Origin of the sequence: Actinophytocola xanthii (assembly GCF_001921205.1) — a bacterium.
Lineage (GTDB): Bacteria > Actinomycetota > Actinomycetes > Mycobacteriales > Pseudonocardiaceae > Actinophytocola > Actinophytocola xanthii.
Map to the genome: position 1 here is coordinate 40,745 of NZ_MSIE01000025.1, position 25,012 is coordinate 65,756.

A 25,012-nucleotide genomic window follows, 5' to 3' on the forward strand; every position below is an offset into this window, starting at 1 on the left:
ACCCGACCGCTGGTCTAGCGGGGTCCATGCTGAGGCTGCCCACGTGGTGCGCTTTGTCACATAGGGGTAAGTGGATCTTGAGACCGGTGTCTCCGCGCGTGCGACACAGCTACACCGCTGGAAGACAGTGGGTGCTGCTTTCGCTTGCGGCGCTGGGGGCAAGAGTCAGGTATCGATACCCGCAAGGGGGATTCTCACGGCCTTCGGCGGCGCCGCATCGTTTCGGATCTTGTATCGCAGGAAAGCCGACAGTCAATCTCATTTCAGCAGGGTGCTCATGATCGAGGCGGCGAACTGACGTGCGTAGTCGCAGACCGAGGTGACTTCGGCTGGCCTGGCATCGAGGCCGACTTGGCTGTATAGGTACTGGCCGTCAGCGACATCGACTGCGATGGAGCAGGCATTTTCGTCGTTGGGGAGGGTGATGGTGTAGGTGGGAAAGTCGTCGATGGGCTCGGTCGGTGCCAGTTCGCCGAAGCGATCTTCCTGGGCTTCGACCCCTTCGTAGGTGACGAGAGCGACAGCCATGTAGCCCACGTCGCCGGACCAGAGACAGTCGGCCGCACCCTTGTCGGTCGTTCCGGCTTTGCCTGGCTTGTCGAGGTAGTAGTCGGCGTAGTCCGCCTGAGGAAGCAAGGTGCAGGGATCGACGTTGTCGAGAGGGAGCTCACGGGGACGTGTCGGCTGGGCAGAAGAAGTGGTGCCTGGCTGCTCCGTCGAGGGGACGACAGCGTCATCAGGCGACGGTTCGCCGGCGGACAAACTCGTACACCCAGCGAGGGTGCCGATGAGCAGGAACAGAACCAGCACCCTGGCTCGGGTGCGAATCATGCTGGTCCTCGCTGGAACGCCGCATTTTGGGTGTCCTCGACGAGACCGTAGGTCACCGCGCTCTCGTGCATCTTGCCGATGATTGCGGTCAGCCGCTGCACGTACGCATCGCCCTTGTCGATCGCGATGCCGCCATTCTGTGTAACGACGTCCGTCGCGTCGATGCTGCACGGGTCGGCGCCAGGCGAACCCATCTCTTCCAGCCGGACGCGGTTTCTAAAGAGCCACTCGCGGACTCGGTCGCGTTCGGCTTCTATGCCCTGTTTGAGCTGCATCAGCTTCTCGGGGTCGACGATCATGCGGCCTGGCTCGTCTGAGCGGCCGGTGTCGATGTACACCTTGGCGTCGCCTCCCCTCGTGTGGCTCTGATCAGCAGGGTAGCCGATCGGGGGGTAGGGGTGGCCGGGTTCGGTGGTCATGGGCGGTCCAGGTGGCGGAGCAGGTTCAGGGCGACCTCCTGGGCGACCGGGCAGAACGCCTCGGCTGCCTTCCTCGCGGGTGTGGGGACGGCGTCGCCGGTCTCCGGGTTCAGGCGGTAGATCTGGATCTCTACCGGGCGCGGTGCGCTGACGTCGACGATCAGGAAGCAGGTGCTTGCCTCGTCTGTGGTGAGGATGCGTTGGATGGCGTACGACCTGTCGACGCGGAGCCACGTCAAGTGGGCCAGTGCGGCTGGGGACATGTCGAGGTGGGTCGCCACCTGCTCGGCCATGGTGCGCTGGGAGATCGACGAGACGGTGAGGACCAGGTTTCTCGGCGACAGCCAGACGCAGCCGGGTGGTTGGTTGGCCACCGGCGCCTCGGTGAAGCCGGCGGGGGCGACTACCGACGCGGGGACGCTGTCGCAGGGGGTTGATTCGTTCAAGGGGGGTCTTGCGGACGTGGACAGGTCGGCTACGGGGATCGCGTCGAGGCGGTCGATGGTGGGAGCGGGGGGTGCCATTGGGCGGTCGAAGAAGCCGGGCTCTGAGGGGGTGCAGCCGGCTGCTGCCAAGAGGGCCAGGGCTGCGAGCACGTGCCTACTGGGCAACGGAATCCTCCTCGTTGAGGATCTGGGTGAGGGTTCGGGCCAGGAGCAGGACGCGGTCGCGGGGGAAGATGATCGAGATCTGGGAGTCGGGGAGGCCCAGGTAGAGCTCCATGGGGCCGCGGTGGGGCGGGGCGTCGGCTGGGCGGTCGGTCCAGGGGGGCTCCGCGGGCAGCGTGGTGGGGCGTAGGCACAGGAGGCGGTCGCCGTGCGCTTCGTGATGGACGGGGACGGCGCAGGCTCCGCCGGTGGTGAGCGTCTCGTGGAGTTGCTGGATGGCGTGCCGGGTCGTGGTGACCGTGTACATGGACACGCCGGCCGGGTGGAGTACGAGGAGGTCGTCGGCTTTCTTCGGGAGGTCGATGATCAGGGTGCATTCCCAATGGTCGCGGGTGCGACCTACCACCGACCAGCGGCGGGCAATTCCTGGTGGGGGTGCGGGCATCTCGCGTTCCCTTCCTGAGCGGCGGATCTGGGGTTGTGCCGCTAGGTTGGCAGCGTCGCGCGTCGTGGGTGAATGTGAGTTGGGGTGAATTCCGGGGCGCGGCATACACATTCTGTTATTCGCTTGTCATGGTGTGACAAGAAACGGGGGAAACGTGGTGATGGTGCGAAAGGCGAGGGCGCACGGGGGCGTGGGCGGTCGGGGGTTGGGAATGGAGCTGCGGCGGCATCGGGAGCGAACGGGGCTGAGCCTGGAGAAGGTCGGCGCTGTGCTGGGCTGGTCGGCGAACACGATGAGCCGGCTGGAGCGCGGTCTTCGGCCGGACACGACGCCGGACGAGGTCTCGGCGTTGTTGGCTGTCATGGGGGTCGTGGGCGCCGACCGGGAGCGGGTCATGCGGATGGCGTTCGGGCTTGTCGAGCAGGGGTGGTGGGAGACGAACAACGCCAACATGAGCGACCAGGCTCGGACCTACCTCGGGTTCGAGAGCCGGGCAAGCCGGATCGTCGACGTCGAGCCGTTGCTGGTGCCCGGACTGCTCCAGACGCCGGAGTACATGCACGCCCTGTTCATCGCGTTCGGGGTGAACAAGTCGGAGATCCCGGGGCGGATCGCGCGTCGGGTGAGGCGGCAGCAACTCCTCGACCGGTGGGAGCCTCCCGCGTTGGTGTTCGTGGTCAGCGAGTTGGCACTACATCAGCCTGTTGGAGGCGACGCTGTCATGGCACGCCAGTTGCGGCACATGGCCGAGCAGGCCAGGCGACCGCACGTCTCGGTTCGACTCATCCCCGTCAGCGTGGCGGCGCACCCGGCGCTACGCGGTGCCTACGTGGTGCTGGACTTCGCCGACGAGCAGCCTGTGGTGTTCATCGAGGGACGCCGTTCGGGGATGTTTCCCGACGACCCCGAGGAGGTGGCGGAATATAGGCAAGCGGCGGAGAAGGTGGCAGACTTGACGTTGTCCGAGGAGGGTTCTCGCGATCTGCTGCTCGCGATCGCCGAGGGTATGGAGAGAGCGAGGTAACTCGATGTCGGTGAAGCGCCGGTGGCGGAAGAGTAGCTTCAGTGCGGAGGACGCCAACTGTGTCGCCGTGGCGCACGGCGGCGAGGAGGTCCTCGTGCGGGACAGCAAGCAGCCCAGCGGCCCGACGCTGGCGTTCACGCCGGACCACTGGACTCACCTGCTCAACCACCTCGCCGACTAGCGAGACCCCACCCGCTGAACCCGCCACGCACCCAGCTCGGTCACGCCGACCCGTGCACCGGGCGGGTTGGTGAACACGACCCTGATCCGGCTGGTCGTCACCGACGGAAAGGTCACGCGGTTCAACGCGTTCCCGGCCGGAACCGCCGGAACACGCTGCTGCGCGGGCACTTCACGCCAGGTCGCCCCGTCCCAGTACTCCAGGCGATACCCGGCAGGCGTCTGGACGCCCCCTCCGTCGTCGTACAGGTGTAGGCGTAGGTCGGAGACCGGGGTCGGGACGCCGAAGTCCACGCCCAGGTGATCCGACCCGTTGGGCGAGCCGTAGTTCGTCCACCGGCTGTGCGGCACGTCGTCGTAGTAGATTCGGCCGTCGACGGCGTCCCACTCGCTGTCGATGACGCCGGTGAATGACGCGAACGGGCGCGGGTAACCACTGCCGTGGGGGTTGGCGGCGTCGTTCACCTCCCGCGGCTGGGGCAGCGGCGTGGTCGGCACGGGAACCCGGAGGGACCCCAGGGACGGTCGGGCTGCCACCCGAACACCGTCCACGTACACGGACAGGCCGGCGCCGGCCTTGTAGCGGGCACCCGTCCTGTCCCAGAGCACCGTCACGTTGTGGCCCCGGTACGGGACGTTCTCCAGGGCGAAGTAGTCCCAGGTGGACGGGACAAGAGGGTTCACCACCAGCGGGTCGCCCGGCCGCAGACCCACCAGACCGTTGACCACCAGATCTGTGAACGTGGAGTGGTTGTAGTGCTCGCTGTGCCCGAACCCGTCGTACAGCCAGCGGTTCTCGTCGGGGTGGTGGGCCTCCGCCACATAGGGCACGCCGTTCTTGTACTGGGTCCGTGCATACGTCCGCAGCAGGGCGTAGTAGTCCGATGAGGACACATACGGCTGTGTCCGAGTGTTCAGCAGGTTGGCCAGCGCTGTCAGCGTCTGCGACGTCGAGAACGGCCAGCTCGGGCCGTTCCAGTGGCAGCAGCCCGACGCGTCGTGCATGAACCAGCGTGACCGGCGCTCCACGGTGGTCGGGCCGTACGGGGCGGCGAACCCATCGCGCAGCTGGGACCAGGCGACGTCGGCCGACGGCCTGGCCATGTCGAACATCCACGGCAGGAAGCCCACCTGCTCGCGGTCCGCGACCAGGGGCTCAGCGGGGTCCAGGGTCGCCCTGGCCTTGTGGTAGAAGAACTTCCGGGTCGGGTCCCAGAGCCAGCGGTGTAGCGCGTCGCGCAACGCGTCGGCGCGGCGGTCGAAGTCGGCTGCCACGTCGCGTCGGCCGGCCAGGCGGGCTATCGCGGCTATCGCCCGTGCGTCGCCGTACTGGTAGGCGTTCAGGGTCGGGCGGTAGCCGTCGCCGCCGTGGTAGGGGTCGGCCGGGTCGGTCTCGTAGGCGGACGCGGTGTACTCCATCGCGTCCCACACCGGCACCGACCAGTACAGGCCCAGTCGCGGGTTGAACTGGTGGCCCCACTTGTCGTACTGGCGCACCAGGTCGGGCAGCAGCGACACCACGTGAGCCCGGTCGCCGGTGACGAGGTACCGCTGGTAGGCCGAGGACGCCGCCCAGAACGAGTACTGGTGGGCCCAGTCGTCGGTGTCGGGGTTGACGAACTCCTCCATCGGCTTGGGGCCGGCGCCCGGGCCGCTCAGCCAGTAGCGCAGGTAGTCGTCGACCGGGCGGCGGTCGCGCAGCCAGCGGCCCTCCGCCACGTGGTGCCCGGCCGCTGCGACGATGCCGCCCAGCGGCGCCGAGTAGCCGGGCGGGTTGTGGAACTCGGTGATCACATGGCCCGACGACTGGTCGGTGTAGCGGAGGTGGCGCTTGTAGACACTCCAGCGGTAGTAGTAGACGTCCTGGATCTCACGGTCCGGCACCTCCAGGAACGGGATGTTCGCCTTGAACCACTCGGGTTCGGCGAGCTCCCCCAGCAGCGCGTCATGATCGAGGAAGGCGGTGCCCGCACCGACGGGTGGGTACGGCGCGGCGACGGCCGCACCGGCCGTGGCACCTGAGGGCGCCACGGCCGGCACGACCGACGTCACCAGCACCGCCGCGATCGCGAGGGCGACGCGGCGCATCGGTCTACCTGCCCGACTCGTGCAGCGCGGCCACCTCGTCGGCCGGCAGCGCGCGGTCGAACACGTGCACCTGGTCGATCCCGCCGCGCCAGTGGTCAACCGGGTTGCCGCCGAACTTGGCCCGGCCGATCACCGTGTTGCCTCGGGCGTCGCTGCCCAGGCACGCGTTGGTCGTCCCGGCGAGCTGACCGTCGACATAGAGCTTCAACGTCCCGGAGGTGACGTCGCGCACGCCGACCAGGTGGTACCAGCGGCCGGTCTCCGGCGGCTGCGGTGCCAGCGCACGCACCCCGACGAAGCTGAACGCGAACCGGTTGTCCGCACCCGAGTACTGCAGGAAGTAGCCACTGTCGGAAACGCCGTCCTGGCTGACCGCGGTGGCGAACCCGCCCAGGCTGTCCAGCTTGACCCAGGCGGCGACCGAGTAGTTCCCGGTGGTGTCGGCCAGTGGGCTGCCGGTGTCGACGAACGAGCTGCCGTCGAACTGGAGCCCCGGCCCGTTGCGTCCCTCGGTCCACGTGGGAGCGCCGACGAACGTGCCGTCCGCGTCGCCCACCGCGTCCTCGGTCGTCGTGCCGGAGCCCTCGCTGAACGGGTAGTAGTGGATGCCGTCCGCGCCGGGTGTGCCTGGGCCGGGCGGCTCGGTGCCGCCGCCGGAGCCGTCTGCGCCGGCGATGATCTCCTCGTTCACCGCCCGCACCTGGGCGAAGTCCATCTTCTCCACCTGCCGGTCGTAGGTGAAGAAGCCGTTCACCTCGTGCTCGACGTCGGTGATCTGCGTGTAGACGGCGCCGGAGATGCCGCAGTTCTGGGCCGAGGACAGCACGTCGCGCTGGTTCTCGACGTACCGGCGGGTGAGGGTGGCCGAGTCCGGGGCCATCTCGTAGGCGTGGCCCTCGCCGAACCACATGTGCCCCTCGACCTCGAGGCCGAAGCCGCCGTGCTCACCGTCCACCGACACCCGGCGCGCGTCGGGCACCGGCTGCGCCGGGCCGACGTAGGCGTGGTGGTCGATCATGTCACCCCGGCCCGAGTCACCCTTGGAGTCGCAGCAGTTCACGCCGGAGTGCGCGTTCACCAGCCGGCTGGGGTCCTGCGCCTTGACCTCGTCGGCGATCCGACCGGTTGCCTCGCGCTGCCACTCGCCCCAGCCCTCGTTGAACGGCACCCAGGCCACGATCGAGGTCCAGTTGTCGTGCTGCTCCACCATCGTGTGCAGCTCGGCCTCGAACTGGGTCTGCGCGTGTCGCGGCGGGTCCTCGGTCGGGTGGGTCTTCATCGCCGGCATGTCCTGCCAGACCATCAGGCCCAGCCGGTCGGCGTGGTAGAACCAGCGGTCCGGCTCGACCTTGATGTGCTTGCGCACCGTGTTGAAGCCCAGCACCTTGTGCTGCTCCAGATCGAAGCGCAGTGCCTCGTCCGTGGGTGCGGTGTGGATCCCGTCCGGCCAGAACCCCTGGTCCAGAGTGGACATGTGGAAGAGGATCTCGCCGTTCAACGTCATCCGGAGCCTGCCGTCGGCACCCGGCTTCATGCCGATCTCGCGCATGCCGAAGTACGACTCGACCTTGTCCACGGTGCGGTTGCGGTCCAGCAAACGGACCTTCAGGTCGTAGAGGAACGGCGAGTCCGGCGACCACAGCTTCGCCCTGGGCACGGGCAGCCGCAGGTCGGCGTTCGCCGGTCCGCGGACCCGGCCCACCTCACGCCGGCCGTCGTAGGCGATCGCCTCGACGGTCGCGCTGCCGCCGACCGTGTTGGCCCGCAGCGTGAGGCTCCTGTCGGACAGCTTCGGCGTCATGTCCAGCTTGGTGATGTGTTTGGACGCCACCGGCTCCAGCCAGACCGTCTGCCAGATGCCGGAGCTGCCGGTGTAGAAGATGCCGCGGTCGGGCACCCGCCGCTGCTTGCCCACCGGCTGCCAGGTGGCGTCGGTGAGGTCCTCCACGCCGACGATCAGCTCCTGCGGCCCACGCCGGGTCAGCGCATCGGTGATGTCCACACTGAACTTGTCGTAGCCGCCCTCGTGGGTGGTCACGAGCCGGCCGTTGACCCAGACCTTCGTCTCGTAGTCCACCGCTCCGAAGTTGAGCACGACCCGGTCGCCGCGCCACCGCGACGGCACCTCGAACGTGCGGCGGTACCACATCCGGTCCTCGCTGCGCTGGATCCCGGACAGGGCCGACTCGATCGGGTAGGGGACGAGCACCCGCTCGCCGAGTGTCTGGCCGACCGGGGGAGTGCCGAGCGAACCCGCGGCGGCGAACTCCCAGACGCCGTTGAGGTTCTGCCAGCGGTCCCGGGTCAGCTGGGGGCGGGGGTACTCCGGTAGGGCGTTGTCCGGACTCACCTCGTCGGTCCAGGGGGTGGACAGCGGCGGCGTCCCGGGCTGCCAGCCGGGATCCGCGGCCGCCGTACCAGGTGCTCCGGGGATCAGTGCCACAGCTGTGACAGTAGCGGCGATCGCACCGAGCACCCTTCTTCGAACGGCTGTCCTCATTGCAGGGTCACCCTTCTCTCATGGGCAAAACCGGGTGCGCTCACCGCCCCCCACGGAGGTGTGCGCGGCTCAGGTAGGCCTGCACGGCGACGACGACGGCCAGGAAGGCGCCGCTGACCACGGACTGGTAGTGCGAGGACAGCGTGCCCACCTGGTTGATCACGTTCTGGATCACCCGCAGCAGCAGCACGCCGGCGAGCGTTCCGCCGACCGTGCCGGCGCCGCCGGTCAGCAGCGTGCCGCCGATCACGACCGCCGCGATCGCGTCCAGCTCGAGGCCCTCGCCGACGATCGTCACGCCGGAGGCGGAGTAGGCGGCGGCCAGCGCACCGGCGAGCCCGGCGAGCAGGCCGCTGCCCAGGTAGAGCAGCATCGTGTCGCGCGCCACCGGCAGCCCCATCAGCGTGGCCGCCTCCCGGCTGCCGCCGATCGCCAGCGTCGCGTGGCCGAAGCGGGTGCGTTGCAGCACCACCACGCCGACCGCGAACAACACGATCGTGATCCAGACCGGGATGCCCAGGCCGAGGAAGGTGCCCTGCCCGAGCTGGGTGAGCCAGTCCTCGCGCTGCATCAGCCGGGTCGTCGAGCCCTCGTCGGTGATCGCCAGCAGCAGGCCGCGGGCACCGAGCAGCGTCGCCAGCGTCACGATGAACGGCGCCAGCCGCCCGTAGGCCACCAGCACGCCGTTGAGCAGCCCGATGGCCCCACACACCACCAGCGGCAGCAGCAGGCCGACCAGGCTGCCCCACTGGATTCCGTAGGCGGCCAGCACCCCGCCCAGGGCGTAGACCGAGCCGACCGACAGGTCGATACCGCCGGAGATGATCACGAACGTCATGCCCAGCGCCACGATCGCGAGGAACGAGCTCTGGATGGCGATGTTCTGCGCGTTGCCGACCGTCGCGAACGAGTCGAACGAGACCGACGCGATCAGCACCACCAGCGCGAGCACCACCACCGAGCCGCGCCGCTGCACGAGACCCGCGATCCGCTCGGCCCGGGTCATCCCGCCGCTGGCGACCGACTCCTCGGGCTCCACCCGCTGCTCCACCGACGTCATCGGTCACCACCAGAACGAGATCGCTGCAGGTACACCGCGAGCACGATGATCGCCGCCTGGACGATCTGCGCGGTCGAGTCGGGAAGGTCGTGTTTGATCAGTGTCGCCGTGATCAGCTGCATGAGCAGGGCACCGGCGACGGTTCCCAGGATGCGCACCCGCCCGCCGGACAGAGGCGTGCCGCCGACCACGACCGCGGTGATCGCGGACAGCTCGAACAGGGTGCCGATCGCCGAGGGGTCCGAGGCGGTCAGCCGGGCCGTGGCGACGACCCCGGCGACGGCGGCCAGCACGCCGCTGATGATGTAGGTGATCATCAGCACCCGGCGGACCGGCAACCCGGCCAGGGCGCTCGCCGATCGGTTACCGCCCACCGCCACCAGCTGTCGGCCAAACGTCGTGTACCGCACCAGCAGCCACACCAGCGCGGCCAGCACAGCGGCGATCCAGACGATCACCGGGAGCCCGAGCAGCTTGCCCGAGCCCAGGTCCAGCAGCTCGGGGTTGCGGATGTCCTTGAGCTGCCCGTCGGCGAGCACCAGCGCCAGCCCGCGACCGCCGACCAGCAGCGCCAGCGTCGCCACGATCGGCTGGATGCCGACCAGCGCGACCAGCGTCCCGTTCAGCGCGCCACACAGCGCTCCGGCGAGGAGTGCCAGGCCGAGCGCGGGGATGATGCCGTAGCCGAGGTACAGCGGCAGGATCGCGGCGGCGACAGCCATCACCGAGCCGACGGACAGGTCCACGCCCTCGGTGCCGATCACCAGCGCCATGCCCAGTGCGACGATCAGCACGGGGGCGACCTGGACGAGCTGGGTGTTGAGGTTGGCGACCGTGGCGAAGTTCTCGGTGAAGACGAGGTTGTAGGCCACCAGCACCGCGATCGCGAGGTACACCCCGTTGTCGCGCAGGAAGGCCCGGGTTCCCACCGTCTGTCGTGGTGCCGCGGCGGTCGTCGTCGCGCTCATCGCACGCCGCGCCAGCGGGGAGGCTTCATCGTTCGCTCCGCATGGGTTCTAGTGTTCTTCGGCCAGGGCCGCCAGCAGGGAGGCCTCGTTCACATCGGCGCCCTCGAGGCGGGTGACGACGCGGCCCTCGCGCAGCACCACGATCGCGTCCGAGCCCTCGACGACCTCCTCGAACTCCGAGGAGATCAGCACCACGGCGAGGCCGTCCTTGGCGAGCTCGTCCACCAGGGCCTGGACCTCGGCCTTGGCCCCCACGTCGATGCCCCTGGTGGGCTCGTCGAGCAGGAGCACCTTGGGCTGCATGCAGAGCAGCCTGGCCAACAGCACCTTCTGCTGGTTGCCCCCGGACAGTTCACCGACCCGCTGGTCAGGGCTCGCCGCCTTGATCCGCAGCCGCTGCATGAACGTCTCCACAATGGAGTCCTGGCGACGCCTGGAGACCAGCCCGGCCGCGGACAGCCGCGGAAGCGCGGCCAACACGATGTTCTCCCGGACCGACAGGTCCGGGAGAATGCCGTCCGCCTTGCGGTCCTCCGGCAGCAGCACCACGCCGGCGCGCATCGCGGCGGCCACCGAACCGCCCCGCACGCTCCGGCCGGCGACGGTGACCTCCCCGTCGTCGAGCGGGAGCGCGCCGGCGATCGCCAGCGCGGTCTCGCTGCGCCCCGCGCCGAGCAGCCCGCCCAGCCCGACGATCTCTCCGGGCCGGACCGTGACCTCCACCGAGTCGAGCCGGTGTTTGACCGTGAGGCCGGTCGCCGCCAGTACCGGTGCCGCCTCCTCGGCGGCGTGCTCGCCCTCGAACTTCGTCGCGCCCTCGCGGCGAACCTCCTCGAGGTCCCGGCCGAGCATCGTGGCTACCAGCCGCAGCCTGGGCAGCTCGTCCATGGGACCACTGTGGACCACCCGGCCGTCGCGCAGGACGGTCACCTGGTCGCAGATCCGGTAGAGCTCGTCGAGCCGGTGGCTGACGTAGAGCACGGCGACACCGTCGGCCCGCAGCCGCTCCACGATCCCGAAGAGCGTGTCGACCTCGCGCGGCTCGAGCGAGGAGGTCGGCTCGTCCAGGATCACCACCCGCGCCCTGGTGTCCGCGGCCCTGGCCACCGCGACCATCTGCTGCACGCCCATCCCGAGCGTGCGCAGTGGCCTGGTCACGTCGACCCGGATTCCGTAGGAGCCGAGCAGCTGGGTAGCGGCCTCGTTCATCGCCCGGAAGTCCAGCAGCCCGAAGCGGGTCCGCGGCTCCCGGCCGAGGAACAGGTTGCTGGCCACCGACTGCATCGGCACCAGGTTGACCTCCTGGTACACGGTGCTGATGCCCGCCGCCTGGGCCTCGGCCGGACCGCCGAACCGGACCGGCCGGCCGAGGTGGTGCAGCGTCCCCTCGTCGGGCGTGTACACCCCGGTCAGAACCTTGATCAGGGTGGACTTTCCCGCCCCGTTCTCGCCGACGAGCGCATGCACCTCCCCGGCGCGCAGCGTCAGGTCCACATCGGACAGCGCGATGACGCCGGGGAACCGCTTGCCGATCGCCGTGGCGACGAGTACCGAGTCCATGAGCGTGCCCGTCCCGCCTCGCCTCAGTAGGCGTTCGCGACCTCGTCGGGGGCGTTGTCCTTGCCGTAGAGCTTGTCGCTGATCACGACGTTCTGCGACACCTCTTCGCCGGACAGGAACTTCTCCAGGGTCTCGAACGCCAGCGGGCCGAACCGCGGGTTGGACTCGACGACCGCGTACAGCTCGCCGTCGACGATCTTCTGCACGGCGTTGCGCGTCCCGTCGATCGAGACCAGCTGGATGTCGGTGCCGGGGGTCTTGCCCGCGCTCTTCAGGGCGACCAGCGCGCCCAGCGCCATCTCGTCGTTCTCCGCGTAGACACCGTTGATGTCCGGCTGGGCCTGGATGATCTGTTCCATCACCTGCTGGCCCTTGTCCCGGGCGAACTCACCGGTCTGCTGGGCGACGATCTCGATGTCCGGTGCGATCTCGCCGAGTTCGTCGACGAAGCCGTTGGTGCGGTCGGTGGTCACGTTGTTGCCCGAGGCCCCCAGCAGGATGGCGACCTTGCCCTTGTTGTCCAGGGCCTTGGCCATCTCCTGGGCGGCGCGCTTGCCCTGCTCCACGAAGTTCGAACCGAGGAAGGCCACGTAGTCCTTGCAGGGCTCGGAGTTGACCTTGCGGTCGATCGTGAGCACGGGGATGTTCTTCGCGCGGGCGGCGTCCAGCGCCGGCTCCAGCCCGTCGGAGTTCAGCGGGGCCACGATCAGCGCCTGCGCGCCCTTGTTGATCATGTCCTGGATGTCCGAGATCTGCTTGCTCAGCTGCGAGTTCGCGTTGGTGGTGAGCAGTTGCTTCACGCCGACCTTGGCGGCCTCGGACTTGATCGACTCGGTCTCGGCGATCCGGAACGGGTTGGCCTCCTTCTCCGACTGGGAGAAGCCGACGATCGCGTTCGAGAGGTCCAGCTGCTCGCCGCCGTACTGCTCCAGCGTGCAGGTCGGGCCCTCGGCGGACTCGCTCTGCGCGACCTGGGCGCCACCGGTGCCCTCGGGGGAGCCGCCGGTGCCGGACTCCTCGGACTTGGTGCACGCGCTCAGTGCCAGGGCCGCGCAGAGGGCGGTGGCGCCGGCGAGGCGCATGGTGCGGGGGGAACGGAAGGCCACCATTGGCTCACTCCTGGCCGATCACGGAGGTCGCACCCGGTCGGCAACCTCGCCGATCAAATTCAGTCACATCCGAAACTTATCTGTCAAGGCACAACTCGATTCCGCACAGGCACGAACAAATTCAGGACCTGAACGAACCGCTGATCAGCCGGAACGGCGGGCGGTGCGGGGGCGCGGCGCCGCGGGAACGGCGGCCACGTGCACGGTGATGCCGAGTGCGCGCAAGGCGTCCAGCTCATCCGGGTCGGCCTGGTCGTCGGTGACGACGTGCTGGATGTCCTCCACGGCCACCGTCTGCAGCAGCGCGTCGGTGCCGATCTTGGTGTGGTCGGCGAGCACGACGACCTCGGCCGCTGCCGCGGCGATCGCGCGGTCGACTCCGGCCACGGCCAGGTTCGGTGTCGACAGTCCCCGGACGGCGGTGAGCCCGTTGCCGGAGATGAACGCCCGGGTGCCCTGCACGGTCGCAAGCGCCTGCTCGGTCGTGCCGCCCACCAGGGCGTGGATCGGGCCCCGCAACGAGCCGCCGGTGACCACGACGTCGACCCCGTGCGCGCCGGCCAGTGCCCGAGCCACCAGCAGCGAGTTGGTCACCACGGTCAGCTCGGTGTGCCGGGTGAGCCGCCCGGCGAACGCCTGGGTGGTGGTGCCGGCACCCACCACGATCGCGTCCCCGTCGGCCACGAGCTCCGCCGCGAGCGCGGCTATCGCGGCCTTCGCGTCCGCCGCGACCAGCGACTTCTCCGAGTAGGACGGCTCGTGGGAGAGGCCGCCGGGCAGCACCGCCCCGCCGTGGCGCCGGTCGAGCAGCCCCTGGGCCTCGAGCGCGCGCAGGTCGCGGCGGACGGTGACCTCCGAGGTCTCCACCTGGCGGGCGAGCTCCCGCAGGGAAATGGCACCGCTGGACCGCACCAGCTCGAGGATGCGTTGCCGTCGTTCCGCCGCGAACACACTCACGACAGTAGAGGGTCCCCGCCGTGGCACCCGTGCTATGGTCGGGAAAGCGCTTGCCGGCAAGCGCTTTCCCGGAGCGTTCGACCCCCGAGGTGGTGGACGAATTGTCTTTCTCCCGACGGTTGCTGGTTCCGATCGCGGCGGCGGTCCTCACCGGAAGCCTCGTCGGAACTCCTTCGGCGGCAGCCCAGGCGGACGAGCCGATCCAGGACCCGCTCCCGGACCCGGTCCCGTCCTCGCTGGGCATCACGGTCGAGGAGTTCGCCCAGTTCCCCAAGACCGAACCTGTCCCGGCGCCGACAGACCAGCGGCTGGTGCGCCACGCGCGCATCAACCACCTCGGCGAGATCCCCGACGGCTCCGGCCGGATGTACGTCCCCGACCTGAACGGGCGGATGTACCTGCTCGGCGACGACGGCGTCCCGCACCTGTACCTCGATGTCGGCGCCGAGTTCGCACCCGAGTTCATCTCAGGCCGCGGCCTGGGCTCCGGCTCCGGGTTCATCACCTTCCACCCGGACTTCGCGCGCAACGGCAAGTTCTACACGGTGCACACCGAGTGGGGGGCCGGCCTGGACGAGCCGACGACTCATCCCGAGCAGCCCGGTGCCGAGTTCCACGGGATCGTCACCGAGTGGACCGCCGACGACCCGGCCGCCGACGTGTTCAGCGGGACCCGGCGCCAGGTCCTGCGGTTGGGCTTCTTCGGGCGGATCCACGGCCTCCAGCAGATCGACTTCAACCCGACCGCGCGCCGGGGCAGCCCCGACCACGGCATCCTCTACATCGCGGCGGGTGACGGCGGCCTCGGCGCCACGACGACCGACCCGCAGGACCCGACCACCCCGTACGGCAAGCTGCTGCGCATCGACCCGTTGGGTACCGACGGTCCCGGCGGCACCTACGGCATCCCGCCGGACAACCCGTTCGCGGGCGAGGACGGCGTGCTCGACGAGATCTACGCCCTCGGCATGCGTGACCCGCACCGCTTCAGCTGGGACCCGGCCGCGGGGAACCGGATATTCCTCGGCCACATCGGCGAGCACCGCGTCGAGGCCGTCTACGACGTGCGCCCCGGCGACAACTTCGGCTGGAGCGAGCGCGAGGGGCCGTTCGTGTTCAAGCGCGGCGACCCCGTGTGCGGTGTCTACCCGCTGCCCGAGGACGACGAGCAGTACGGCTACACCTACCCGGTCGCCGCCTTCGACCACAACCCGCCGCCCGGCCACCCGCTCTGCTCCGACTCCGGGCACGCGATCAGCGGCGGCTTCGTCTACCGCGGCCACGACGTGCCGCAGCTGCGCGGGAAGTACGTGTTCACCGACCTGGTCGACGGCCGGATCTTCTACACCGAGGCCAGCGAGATGCGACGCGGCCGGCCGATGGCCCAGATCCACCAGCTGATGGTCTACACCCCCGACGGCGTGCGGACGACGATGCGGGAGCTGGCCGGTGACACCCGGGTCGACCTGCGCTTCGGCCGCGACGCGGAGGGCGAGCTGTACCTGCTGGCCAAGGCCAACGGCAAGGTCTGGAAGGTGGTCGGGGCCAAGCGCTTCGCCGCCTGCGCCACTGGGCACACGACGGTCCGGGCGAACGACGCGCGGGACTGGACCCCGCTCACCCCGGAGAAGTGGGACTTCCGCCATGGGCAGGCCATTCTCACCAGTCCCGGTGAAGCCCCTCCCGGCCCGCGCCGCCCGTTCGAGTACGCGGTGCTCTCCGACGGCCCGGCGTTCGCGAACAGCCGGACCTCCGCGCGGGTTCGCCTGGACACCCCGGTCGAGGTCACGAACCGGGACGTGGTGATCCTGTTCGGGTACCAGTCCGACACCCGCTTCTACTACGCGCACCTGTCCACGGACAACACGATCTACCCGCACAACGGGATCTTCGTGGTGAACGACGCGGACCGGGTGCGGATCGACGACCAGTGGGACGAGGCGCTCTCGCGCGGCGCACCACCGTCCATCACCGACACGCGCTGGCACGACGTGCGCGTGACGCACTGCGCGTCGTCGGGCGAGATCGCGGTGCACGTCGACGGGACGCTCGTGATGACCGCGGTGGACCGGACGTTCGCCGAGGGCCGGACCGGGTTCGGCTCGTTCGACAACATCGGTCGCACCAGCCACTTCGCCACGACGGGAACGGCGGTGCGCCGGTGAGGCCGGTGTCCCGCGTCGCTCGGGTGGTCGCGGCGTCGCTGTGTGCCTCGCTCGCTCTGCTGCCCGCACCGGTGCCGGCCGCGGCGACTCCCTCGGTCGGCGCCGTGTTTCCCACCCTGGCCCGCAACCTCGTCGCGTACTACGACTTCGAGCACCCGGTACGGGGCCGCCCGGAGCTGGAACGGGACCAGGGCCGCTCGGGGACCGACCTGTGGCTGGTCAACGGGGGCGCGGAGATGCGCATACGCGACCGCGGCGGGCACGCGCTGGTGACCAGGCAGGTCGACCCCGCCACCGCCGGCAACGACGACTGGAAGGCCGGGGTGTACGCGGCCGACGGGGTGCCGACGCTGCGTGCGTTCAACGGAGCCCGGCAGATCAGCGTGCTCGGGTGGTTCAAGGTGACCGGTGAGCTGCCGGCGTTGAACTCGACGACGCCGGCACCCGACGATCGGTACAACGCGGTCGGCCTGGCGGGGGTGCTGAGCGGCGACTCCGACGGGCACGCGGTCCGCGCACTGCTCGAGGTGATCGACGTGGCCGGCGAGCTGCGTGTGGTCGCGCTGGGCCGGCGGGTGGACGGCGCGAGCTCGCAGACCTTCGCCGCCTCGGCCGACTGGCGCGAGGTGCTGCCGCGCGGCCGGTGGGTCCACCTGGCCGCGACGTTCGACTTCGACACCGGCGAGATGGCGCTCTACCGCAACGGCCGACCGCTGCCCGGTACCTACACGGTGGCGGGCGACCCGTGGGCCGTGACCGGGCCGCCAGAGCCCGACCGGGCGAGCCCGACCGACCCGGCCGGCATCAAGATCGGCGGCAGCTTCCCGCAGGACACCCTCGAACGCAACCCGTGCGACTGCCGGATGGACGGGTTGATGTTCCTGGACCGTGCCGTGTCGCCGGTGGAGGTGTGGGCCCAGTACCACTGGTCCCGCTCCTGATCTCAGAGGGCCGACCAGGCCGCCGGGTGTGGACCTCGACCAGAACCCGGCGGCACTCGTGCGTCAGGTCAGCGGCTCCGGGCGGATGGTGAACGCCGGGTGCAGGTGGGCGGTGTCGTTGAAGCGGCGGATGATCCAGCGGTCGTCGGTGACCACGAGCTGGGTGATCGAGGCGTTGTCGGCGTCGACGAAGGCGAACGGCTCGGAGCCGGTGGCCATCGCGACGATCTGGCCGATGACGCCGCCGTGGGTGAAGGCCACCACCCGGCCGTCGGGGTGCGCCGAGGCGATGCGGCCGACCGCGGCGCGGACCCGCGCGGCGAGGTCCTCGGTGGACTCCGCGCCCGGGATGGCGTCCCAGCGCTGGGTCTCCCACATCCGCACCGCGTACTCGTGCCGCTGCGCCACCCGGATCCGGAACAGCCCGCCCTCCCACTCGCCGAGCAGCACCTCACGCAGGTCCGGCTCCACCCGCGGGGTCAGACCGAGGCGCTTGGCGAGCGGGGCGGCTGTCTGCTGGGTCCGCCGCAGGCTGGTGACGTAGAGCGCGTCGACCGGCTCCACCGCGAGCCGGTCGCCGACCAGCTCGGCCTCGCGCTCGCCCTCCGGCGCCAACGGCGGATCGCCGTGCCCGTCGACCAGCGGGAACCGCTCGTCCTCGCGCGCCGGAGCGGACTCACCGTGGCGGACCAGCAGGATCTCGGTGGCCCCGGGTGGGAGCGCGAAGCGGAACTGGCGGTACTCGGCAGGCTCGGTCATGGGCCCATTCAACACCGGAACACCGACGGTGCTACCCCTGATATTCGAAGTCGGATATTTGGACTATCCTGACGCCATGGGCAAGCGCAAGCTCACCAACCCGCTGGCTCTCGCGGTGCTGGGCCTGCTCCTGGAGCGGCCGATGCACCCCTACGAAATGTCCAGCACGCTGCGCGAGCGGGCCAAGGAGGAGAGCATCAAGCTCAACTACGGGTCGCTCTACTCGGTGGTCGAGTCGCTGCGGAGGCACGGGCTGATCGAGGTGCACGAGACGGTGCGGGAGGGGCGGCGGCCCGAGCGCACCGTCTACGCGATCACCGACCCCGGCCGCGACGAGTTCGTGGACTGGGAGAGCGAGCTGCTCTCGATACCGGCCAAGGAGTTCACCCAGTTCGAGGCGGCGCTCTCGCTGATGCCCGCGCTACCCCCCGACATCGTGGTCCGGCTGCTCGAGACGCGACGGATGCGCGTCGCCGCCGAGGTGGCAGGCATGACCGCGGTGATGGAGGAGATGTCCAAGCGGGGGATGCCCTACCTCTGGGTGGTCGAGGCGGACTACGTCCAGGCCCTGCGCCGGGCCGAGTTGGCGTTCGTCGACGACCTCATCGCCAGGATCAAGGACGGCTCGCTGGAGGGCGTCGAGGTCTGGCGGCACGCGCACGAGTCCGGCGGGCTCCCGGCCGAGAGCGACTGGGAGGAGGCCGTTCGACATCTGCGCAACGTCAAGTAGGCGCCATTGCGACGTCAGCTTGACGTCACGCTGACGTCAGCGACATACTCTGACCCGGATATCCGATACAGAAACGCTGGCCGGGTGCGGCAACACCCGGCCAGCGACCAGAAACCCAGGCTCGTTCCCGTGACGGCTCGACACCCAGGCTGCACTCTCCACCTTAGCGGCCGTGCACGCGGACCGACCTGGCCTACCAGGAGGTTCACCGTCATGCCCGGACCATTCGGGGAGTCGGCCATCAAGGCCGACACCCTGGTCAAGACCTACGGCGAGGTCACCGCCCTCGCCGGGCTCAGCTTCACCGTGCCCGCCGGCAGCGTGTTCGGGCTGCTCGGCCCGAACGGCGCCGGCAAGTCCACCACGATGAAGATCCTCACCACCCTGTCCCGCCCGGACAGCGGAACGGCCACCGTGGCCGGCCACGACGTGCTGCGCGAGCCGAACGAGGTGCGCCGCGCCATCGGCGTGGTGACCCAGCGCTCGGGCACCGACCCGCAGGCCACCGGCCGGGAGAACCTGCTGCTGGCCGGGCGCATCCACGGCATGCGCGGTACGGCCGCGCGGTCCAGGGTGGACGAGCTGCTCGAGCGGTTCGACCTCACCTCGGCCGCCGATCGGGTGGTGCGTACGTACTCCGGTGGCATGCAGCGGAAGCTGGATGTCGCGATGGGACTGGTGCACGGTCCGGTGGTGCTGTTCCTGGACGAGCCGACGACCGGGTTGGACCCGCAGGCCCGTGCGGACATGTGGGCGGAGATCGCCCGGCTGTCCGCCCAGGAGCGGTTGACCGTTCTGCTCACCACCCACTACCTGGAGGAGGCCGATCACCTCGCCGAGCGGCTGCTGATCGTGGACCGGGGTACGGCTGTCGCGAGCGGCACGCCCGACCAGCTCAAGAGCGAGCTGCGCGGCGACGCCGTGGTGATCGACCTCGCTCCGGAGGCCGACCTCGGGCTGGCGGAGCGCGCCGTCGAGGCGATGTCCGGCACCCACGAGGTCACCGTGGAGGGGCGGACGATCCGCAGCCGCGTCGACAACGGCGCCAGCGCGGTGCCGGCGGTGCTCGCCGTGCTGGAGCGGGAGGCGGTGCCGGTGGCCGCGGTGACCGTCGCGCGCCCCGCGCTCGACGACGTCTACCTGCGTCACACCGGCCGTTCATTCGCGATCGCCGGGGAGGTGCGGGTCTGATGGCGCCACTGGTGTCCCACTCCGGTTACCTGACCGCCCGTCTTCTCCGCGCCACCCTGCGCCAGCCGGCGTTCGTGGCGATCAGCCTGGTGCAGCCGATGATGTGGCTGCTGCTGTTCGGTCAGCTGTTCGAGCGGGTGGTGGAGATCCCCGGCTTCGCGGCCGGGTCCTACATCGACTTCCTCACCCCCGGCGTCGTTGTGATGACCGTGCTGTTCTCCAGCGGCTGGGCCGGGATGGGCTTCATCGAGGACATGGACCGGGGCGTGATGGACCGCATGCTCGCCTCGCCGATCAGCCGGATGGCGATGATGGTCTCGTCGGTGGTCAACCAGGCGGTGGCCATCGTCGTGCAGAGCCTGATCGTGGTGGTGGTCGCGCTGCTGCTCGGCGCGGAGTTCGCCGGAGGCGTGGTGGGCGTGCTGGTGATGCTGGTCGCCGCGGTCCTGCTCGCCGCGGCGTTCGCCTCACTGTCCAACGGCATGGCGCTGGTCGTGCGGACCCAGGAGTCGCTGATCGGCTTCTCGACGATGCTCACGCTGCCGCTGTCGTTCATGTCCTCGGCGATGATGGCGCGTGAGGCGGCACCCGGGTGGATCCAGACGGTCTCCCGCTTCAACCCCGTGGACTGGTCGGTCGTCGCGAGCCGGGAGGCGCTGTCGGCCGATCCTGACTGGTCGGCGGTGTTCGCCCGGCTGGGCGGGTTGCTCGCGGTCGCGGTGGTGGCCGTCTGGTTGGCCACCCGGGCGTTCCGCTCCTACCAGCGTTCGCTGTAGACGCCCCGGCGGTGCGGTGCGGGCCCGGTCGAAACCGACTCGAAGCAAGGGGTCCCGCACCGCACCGGCCGGGTGCGGTGGGAGCATGATGCCGCCGGACACGAAGATCTGGAGGCAGCGTGGGCGCGGAGCTGAACGGGTTGCGCGAGCAGCTGCTGGCGCACGTCCGCGAGCGCGGCGCGGCGACCAACGCCCTCGTCGCCGACGCCCTGCGCACCGTGCCGCGGCACATCTTCCTGCCCGACCTCCCGCCGGACGCCGCCTACCGCGACGAGGCCATCGTCACCAAGCGGGACCAGCTCGGCATCCCGACCAGCTCGTCGTCCCAGCCCACGATCATGGCGATCATGCTGGACCAGCTCGGTGCGGTGCGCGGGCACAAGGTGCTCGAGGTGGGTACCGGCACCGGGTTCAACGCCGCGCTGCTCGCGCACATCGTCGGCCCCAAGGGGCGCGTGGTGAGCATCGACCTCGACCAGGACGTCGTGGACCGGGCCGAGGAGAACCTCTCGGCGGCCGGCGTCGAACGCGTCACCGTGCTCACCGCCGACGGCGCCCTCGGCCACCCCGACCGCGCCCCCTACGACCGCATCATCGCCACCGTCGGCGTCTGGGACCTGGCGCCCGCCTGGCTGGACCAGCTCGCCCCGGACGGGCGCATCGTCGTGCCGCTCGACCTGCGGGGCGTGCAGCGCTCGGTGGCCTTCGAACGCGAGGGCGACCACTGGGCCAGCAGGTCGGCCCAGCCATGCGGGTTCATGCGGATGCGGGGTGCGCTCAAGGGCCCAGAGGGCGTCTACGTGCTCGACGCGGACACCCAACTCACGCTCAGCCTCCCCGACGTCGAGGCGCTGGCCGGCGACCTCGACGCCGAGGCGGTCGTCGAGGCCCTCGACGACCCGGAGACCGAGATCCGGACCGGCGTCTCGCCCGAGAGGATCGAGCTGCTCGACGGGTTCGGGCTGTGGCTCGCGATCCGCGAGCCGCGCTGGTTCGCGCTCGCCGAGGCCGGTTCCGGGACCCGGCTGCGGCACGCGCCGCTGCAGGCGCCCGACGGCAGGGCGACGGTGGGGATGCTCGACGACTTCGGCCTCGCCACAATGCGCCTGGACGAGGGTGGTGAGCTCGCCGTCGCCGGTGCCGAACAGCCGGCACGCGAGCTGGCGGGGCAGATCACCGCGTGGAACGAGGCCGGCCGGCCCGGCTCGGAAGGCCTCCACATCGACGCCTACCCGCCGGGTACGCCGGTGGACGGCGAGTACGTCATCGACAAGCGGTGCGTGCGACTGGTGCTCTCCTGGGCCTGACGGCCCTGATGTGCACATCGGACTGGACGCGCGCGCCGTCCAACCGTAGGGTCACGGCTAAATGATGAATTCGGCTCACGTTCCTGCTGTCGGTCACCGGCTTCCGGTCCGCACCCGGCTGGGCTATGCCCTGGGGTCGCTGTCCACGGGGGCGTTCGGCACCGTGCCCGGGCTGCTGCTGCTGCCCTACCTGACCGACACGCTCGCCGTGTCGGCCTCGGCGGCCGGTCTGCTGGTGCTGCTGCCCAAGGCCTGGGACGTGCTGTTCAACCCGGTGGCGGGGCGGATCAGCGACCGCACGCGGACGAGGATCGGGCCTCGGCGGCCCTATCTGATAGGTGGGGGAGTCGCGCTCGCGATCTGCTTCGCGGGACTCTTCGCCGGACCGACCACCTCCTCGACCGGGGCCGCGCTCTACGTGGCGGGCATGTTCCTGCTGTGCGCGACGGCCTTCGCGTTCTTCCAGGTGCCCTACAACGCGCTGCCGGCCGAGCTGACCGAGGACCCGACCGAGCGGACGCGGCTCACCGCATGGCGCATCGCCGTGCTCGCGATCGCGATCCTGGTCAGCGGGGCGGGGGCGCCCGCGGTACGCGACGCGGTCGGCGGCACCGACGGGTACCGCGTCATGGGTGTCGCCGTCGGCGTCCTGATCGTCGTCGGGGCCGTCGGCGTGTTCCTGGGCACCGCACGCGCACCGCACACGCGGGTGCTGCCGTCGGTCTCGTCGTGGGGCGAGGTGGTTCAGGCGATCCGGGAGTGCCGACCGTTCCGCTGGCTGCTCGGGGCGTTCGTCGTCCAGGCCGTCGGGATCGGGACCATGCTCGCCGGCGTCGACTACCTGGCCAGGGTCGCGATCGGGGACAAGGGCGTGCAGCCCCTGCTGTTCGTCGCGTTCGTAGCGCCGGCGCTGCTGGTGATGCCGGTCTGGCAGCGGGTCTCGGCCCGGTACGGCAAGCGGACCGGGTACGTCCTCGCCACGCTCGTGTTCGCGGTCGGCGCGCTCGGCCTGCTCGGCACCCGGGTCCTGCCGGTCGGAGTGGTGATCGCCTGCGCGGCCGTGGTCGGCGTCGGCTACGCGGGGGTGCAGGTGTTCCCGCTGGCGATGCTGCCGGACGTGATCAGCGCCGAGGAGCGGCGGACCGGGCAGATCCGGGCCGGCCTGTTCGCCGGGGTGTGGACCGCGGGGGAGACCCTCGGGCTCGCGCTCGGGCCCGCGCTCTACGGGCTGGTCCTGGCAATCGGCGGCTACGTGTCCTCGGCCGGGGAGGACGTGGCCCAGCCGGCGGGCGCGGTCACCGCCGTCGTCCTGGGCATCGGGCTCGTGCCGGCCGTGTTCGTACTCGCCGGGCTGCCCCTGCTGCGCCGGCGCATCGTGGAGGTTTGAGTAGATGACCCCGGGTGTCCCCGCCGACCAGGTACTGGACGAGCTGCGCACGCTGCGCGCCGGCGATCTGCCGACGCACGGCGGGCGGACGCTCGCCTACGTGTACGACAGCGGCCTGTCCGGCGTGGATGACCTGGCTGCGACGGCACACGCGATGGCCACCGCCACCAACGGCCTCGACCCGACCGCGTTCCCCAGCCTGCTGCGGATGGAGAACGAGGTGGTGGGGGCGGCCGTCCGGCTGCTCGGCGGTGGGCCGTCCACAGTGGGCACCGTGACCTCCGGTGGCACCGAGAGCTGCCTGCTGGCGGTCCAGACCGCCCGGGACGCCCGGCCGGACCTGAGTCGTCCGCGCATGGTGCTGGCCGAGACCGCGCACGCCGCCTTCCGCAAGGCAGCCCACTACTTCGGGGTCGAGGCGGTGACGGTGCCGGTGGACCCGGCGACGTTCCGCGCCGACCCGGACGCGATGGCGGCGGCGATCGACGACTCGACGGTGCTCGTGGTGGTGAGTGCGCCGTCCTACGCCCACGGCGTGGTCGACCCGGTCGCCGCGGTCGCCGCGGCGGCGGCCGAACGCGGGGTGCGCTGCCATGTGGACGCGTGCATCGGCGGCTGGCTGCTGCCGTACTTCCGCCGCCTCGGCGTGGCTGTGCCCGAGTTCGACCTGTCCGTGCCGGGGGTGACCAGCCTCTCGGTCGACCTGCACAAGTACGCCTACTGTCCCAAGGGGACCTCGGTTCTGCTGCACGCCTCGGCCGAGCTGCGCCGTCCCCAGCTGTTCGCCAGCGCGCAGTGGCCGGGCTACACGATGCTGAACTCGACGTTGCAGTCCACCCGGTCCGGCGGACCGCTCGCCGCGGCGTGGGCGGTGCTGCGCCACATCGGCGATGCCGGCTACGCGCGGCTGGCCGAGCGGACGCTGGCCGCGGTCGCCGCGCTGCGCTCGGGCATCGAGGCCCTCGACGGGGTACGGGTACTCGGTGAGCCGGTCGCCTCGCTGCTGGCGGTCGCCGGAACCGACGAGCTGGACGTGTTCACGGTCGCGGACGAGATGACGGCGCGCCGCTGGTACCTCCAGCCCCAGTTCGGCTTCGGCGCCTCCCCGGCGAACCTGCACCTGACCGTCACCGCGGCCAACCACGGCACCGAGCCGGAGCTGCTGGCCGACCTCGCGGCCGCGGTGGCCGCGGCGCGCGCGGCCGGACCGGTCCGCCTCGCCCCGGAGCTGCTCGACGCGATCGCCGCACTCGACCCGGACGCGTTGACCCCCGCCCAGTTCGCCGCCCTGCTCTCCGCGGCCGGACTCGACGGCGTGACCGCGCCCAAGCGGATGGCCGAGGTGAACGCGATGCTCGCCGCGGCCTCGCCGCGCCTGCGGGAACGCCTGCTGGTCGAGTTCCTCGGCGCGATGTACACCCCGGACCAGGTCTAGGGCACGTCCGCAGCGCCCGCCGACCGGGACGACCACCCCTCGGCTCGGGTCGCGGTCAGGTAGTCCTCGACCGGCGGCGCCACCGGCCGACCATCGAACTGGGTGGACAGCACGACCGAGGAGCGCAGCTCGCCGTGCTGGCCGACCCGCTCGAACAGGCCCTCGAGGTGCTCGAGGGTTGCCGCGCGGACCTTGACCATCGCGCAGTGGTCGCCGGAGAGCTTGTGGATCTCGACGATCTCCGGGTAGTCGTTGGCGGTGCTGGTCTTGAGCAGGCACTTGCCGAGCGAGCAACGCATCTGGACGAACGCGAGGAACGGGTAGCCGGCACGCCGGGCGTCGACCTCCGCGCGGTAGCCGGTGATCACCCCGGACTCCTCCAGGCGGCGGACGCGTTCGGCGACCGCCGGCGGGGAGAGGTTGATCCGGCGGCCCAGCTCCTTGAACGACAGCCGGCCGTCGGCCTGCAGCTCGGCCACGATCTGCCAGTCGACGCGGTCCAGGGGCCTTTCCGATCGGAAGGTCATCGGAGCCGAACTCCTTCCAGTCGAGGGGTGCGGGCGACCATACGC

General features: G+C 70.5%; 23 protein-coding genes. 10 read left to right on the plus strand and 13 right to left on the minus strand.

Translation table 11 applies throughout. The features are described 5' to 3' along the window. Positions 1–258 precede the first annotated feature (258 nt). From BU204_RS14875 to BU204_RS14890, 4 genes are all read right to left on the minus strand, one after another. A complete protein-coding gene (locus BU204_RS14875) occupies positions 259–831 on the minus strand; it encodes a DUF3558 domain-containing protein (RefSeq protein WP_075126258.1) in 573 nt (190 codons plus the stop codon). Beyond that, positions 828–1,250: a hypothetical protein gene (locus tag BU204_RS14880; protein WP_075126259.1), complete on the minus strand. Its 423-nt coding sequence runs from the start codon at positions 1,248–1,250 to the stop codon at positions 828–830. The genes BU204_RS14875 and BU204_RS14880 overlap by 4 nt, the downstream gene beginning before the upstream one ends. After that, on the minus strand, positions 1,247–1,696 hold the full coding sequence (locus BU204_RS14885) for a hypothetical protein (RefSeq protein WP_233160333.1): 450 nt from the start codon (positions 1,694–1,696) through the stop codon (positions 1,247–1,249). Before BU204_RS14885 ends, BU204_RS14880 begins: the two co-directional genes overlap by 4 nt. A 154-nt stretch (positions 1,697–1,850) precedes the next feature. After that, a complete protein-coding gene (locus BU204_RS14890) occupies positions 1,851–2,303 on the minus strand; it encodes a hypothetical protein (protein WP_143229518.1) in 453 nt (150 codons plus the stop codon). Between the two features lie 160 nt (positions 2,304–2,463). Between BU204_RS14890 and BU204_RS14895 the strand changes: the two genes are divergently transcribed. Together BU204_RS14895 and BU204_RS14900 are read left to right on the plus strand one after the other, a co-directional pair. Beyond that, positions 2,464–3,327, plus strand: coding sequence for a helix-turn-helix domain-containing protein (locus BU204_RS14895; RefSeq protein ID WP_233160340.1), 864 nt, complete (start codon positions 2,464–2,466; stop codon positions 3,325–3,327). Positions 3,328–3,331: 4 nt separating this feature from the next. Beyond that, entirely contained in the window at positions 3,332–3,508 is a 177-nt protein-coding gene (locus BU204_RS14900; RefSeq protein ID WP_075126262.1) for a DUF397 domain-containing protein, read from the plus strand. On the opposite strand, the gene BU204_RS14905 is transcribed toward BU204_RS14900, so the two are convergent. From BU204_RS14905 to BU204_RS14935, 7 genes are all read right to left on the minus strand, one after another. Then, positions 3,505–5,595, minus strand: a complete 2,091-nt coding sequence (locus tag BU204_RS14905) for an MGH1-like glycoside hydrolase domain-containing protein (RefSeq protein WP_075126263.1) — start codon at positions 5,593–5,595, stop codon at positions 3,505–3,507. The two genes, BU204_RS14900 and BU204_RS14905, sit on opposite strands and share 4 nt — an antisense overlap. 4 nt (positions 5,596–5,599) lie before the next feature. Continuing rightward, positions 5,600–8,095, minus strand: a complete 2,496-nt coding sequence (locus tag BU204_RS14910; RefSeq protein WP_075126264.1) for a LamG-like jellyroll fold domain-containing protein — start codon at positions 8,093–8,095, stop codon at positions 5,600–5,602. Between the two features lie 40 nt (positions 8,096–8,135). Then, on the minus strand, positions 8,136–9,155 hold the full coding sequence (locus tag BU204_RS14915) for an ABC transporter permease (protein WP_075126265.1): 1,020 nt from the start codon (positions 9,153–9,155) through the stop codon (positions 8,136–8,138). Beyond that, entirely contained in the window at positions 9,152–10,123 is a 972-nt protein-coding gene (locus tag BU204_RS14920) for an ABC transporter permease (RefSeq protein WP_075126266.1), read from the minus strand. The genes BU204_RS14915 and BU204_RS14920 overlap by 4 nt, the downstream gene beginning before the upstream one ends. 48 nt (positions 10,124–10,171) lie before the next feature. Further along, positions 10,172–11,683 carry a sugar ABC transporter ATP-binding protein gene (locus BU204_RS14925; RefSeq protein ID WP_075126267.1) on the minus strand — a complete coding sequence of 504 codons (1,512 nt, stop codon included), beginning with the start codon at positions 11,681–11,683 and terminating at the stop codon, positions 10,172–10,174. Positions 11,684–11,706: 23 nt separating this feature from the next. After that, positions 11,707–12,792 carry an ABC transporter substrate-binding protein gene (locus tag BU204_RS14930; RefSeq protein WP_075126268.1) on the minus strand — a complete coding sequence of 362 codons (1,086 nt, stop codon included), beginning with the start codon at positions 12,790–12,792 and terminating at the stop codon, positions 11,707–11,709. A 144-nt stretch (positions 12,793–12,936) separates the two neighbouring features. Further along, positions 12,937–13,749 (minus strand): DeoR/GlpR family DNA-binding transcription regulator, encoded by an 813-nt coding sequence (locus BU204_RS14935; protein WP_075126269.1) that lies wholly within the window; start codon positions 13,747–13,749, stop codon positions 12,937–12,939. A gap of 92 nt (positions 13,750–13,841) precedes the next feature. Here BU204_RS14935 and BU204_RS14940 point away from each other — a divergent pair, with 92 nt between their 5' ends. Then, positions 13,842–15,914 carry a PQQ-dependent sugar dehydrogenase gene (locus tag BU204_RS14940; RefSeq protein ID WP_233160334.1) on the plus strand — a complete coding sequence of 691 codons (2,073 nt, stop codon included), beginning with the start codon at positions 13,842–13,844 and terminating at the stop codon, positions 15,912–15,914. Further along, positions 15,911–16,855: a LamG domain-containing protein gene (locus BU204_RS14945; RefSeq protein ID WP_143229519.1), complete on the plus strand. Its 945-nt coding sequence runs from the start codon at positions 15,911–15,913 to the stop codon at positions 16,853–16,855. The genes BU204_RS14940 and BU204_RS14945 overlap by 4 nt, the downstream gene beginning before the upstream one ends. 63 nt (positions 16,856–16,918) lie before the next feature. Here the strand turns inward: BU204_RS14945 and BU204_RS14950 are convergent, their stop codons facing one another. Continuing rightward, entirely contained in the window at positions 16,919–17,614 is a 696-nt protein-coding gene (locus BU204_RS14950) for a histidine phosphatase family protein (protein ID WP_075126271.1), read from the minus strand. Positions 17,615–17,690: 76 nt separating this feature from the next. On the opposite strand from BU204_RS14950, the gene BU204_RS14955 reads away from it, so the two are divergent. From BU204_RS14955 to BU204_RS14980, 6 genes are all read left to right on the plus strand, one after another. Beyond that, the gene (locus BU204_RS14955) at positions 17,691–18,344 is read left to right on the plus strand and encodes a PadR family transcriptional regulator (protein ID WP_075126272.1); all 654 of its coding nucleotides are present in this window, start codon (positions 17,691–17,693) and stop codon (positions 18,342–18,344) included. 213 nt (positions 18,345–18,557) lie between these two features. Next, complete coding sequence (locus tag BU204_RS14960) at positions 18,558–19,535, plus strand: ATP-binding cassette domain-containing protein (protein ID WP_075126273.1); 978 nt, start codon at positions 18,558–18,560, stop codon at positions 19,533–19,535. Beyond that, entirely contained in the window at positions 19,535–20,311 is a 777-nt protein-coding gene (locus BU204_RS14965; protein ID WP_075126274.1) for an ABC transporter permease, read from the plus strand. Before BU204_RS14960 ends, BU204_RS14965 begins: the two co-directional genes overlap by 1 nt. A 119-nt stretch (positions 20,312–20,430) precedes the next feature. Next, positions 20,431–21,618, plus strand: a complete 1,188-nt coding sequence (gene fxlM / locus BU204_RS14970; protein ID WP_083661327.1) for a methyltransferase, FxLD system — start codon at positions 20,431–20,433, stop codon at positions 21,616–21,618. Positions 21,619–21,679: 61 nt separating this feature from the next. Then, complete coding sequence (locus BU204_RS14975) at positions 21,680–23,005, plus strand: MFS transporter (RefSeq protein ID WP_233160335.1); 1,326 nt, start codon at positions 21,680–21,682, stop codon at positions 23,003–23,005. Between the two features lie 4 nt (positions 23,006–23,009). Further along, positions 23,010–24,440 carry a pyridoxal phosphate-dependent decarboxylase family protein gene (locus BU204_RS14980; protein ID WP_075126275.1) on the plus strand — a complete coding sequence of 477 codons (1,431 nt, stop codon included), beginning with the start codon at positions 23,010–23,012 and terminating at the stop codon, positions 24,438–24,440. Here the strand turns inward: BU204_RS14980 and BU204_RS14985 are convergent. Beyond that, the gene (locus BU204_RS14985; RefSeq protein WP_075126276.1) at positions 24,437–24,967 is read right to left on the minus strand and encodes an Lrp/AsnC family transcriptional regulator; all 531 of its coding nucleotides are present in this window, start codon (positions 24,965–24,967) and stop codon (positions 24,437–24,439) included. The two genes, BU204_RS14980 and BU204_RS14985, sit on opposite strands and share 4 nt — an antisense overlap. Positions 24,968–25,012: the final 45 nt, after the last annotated feature.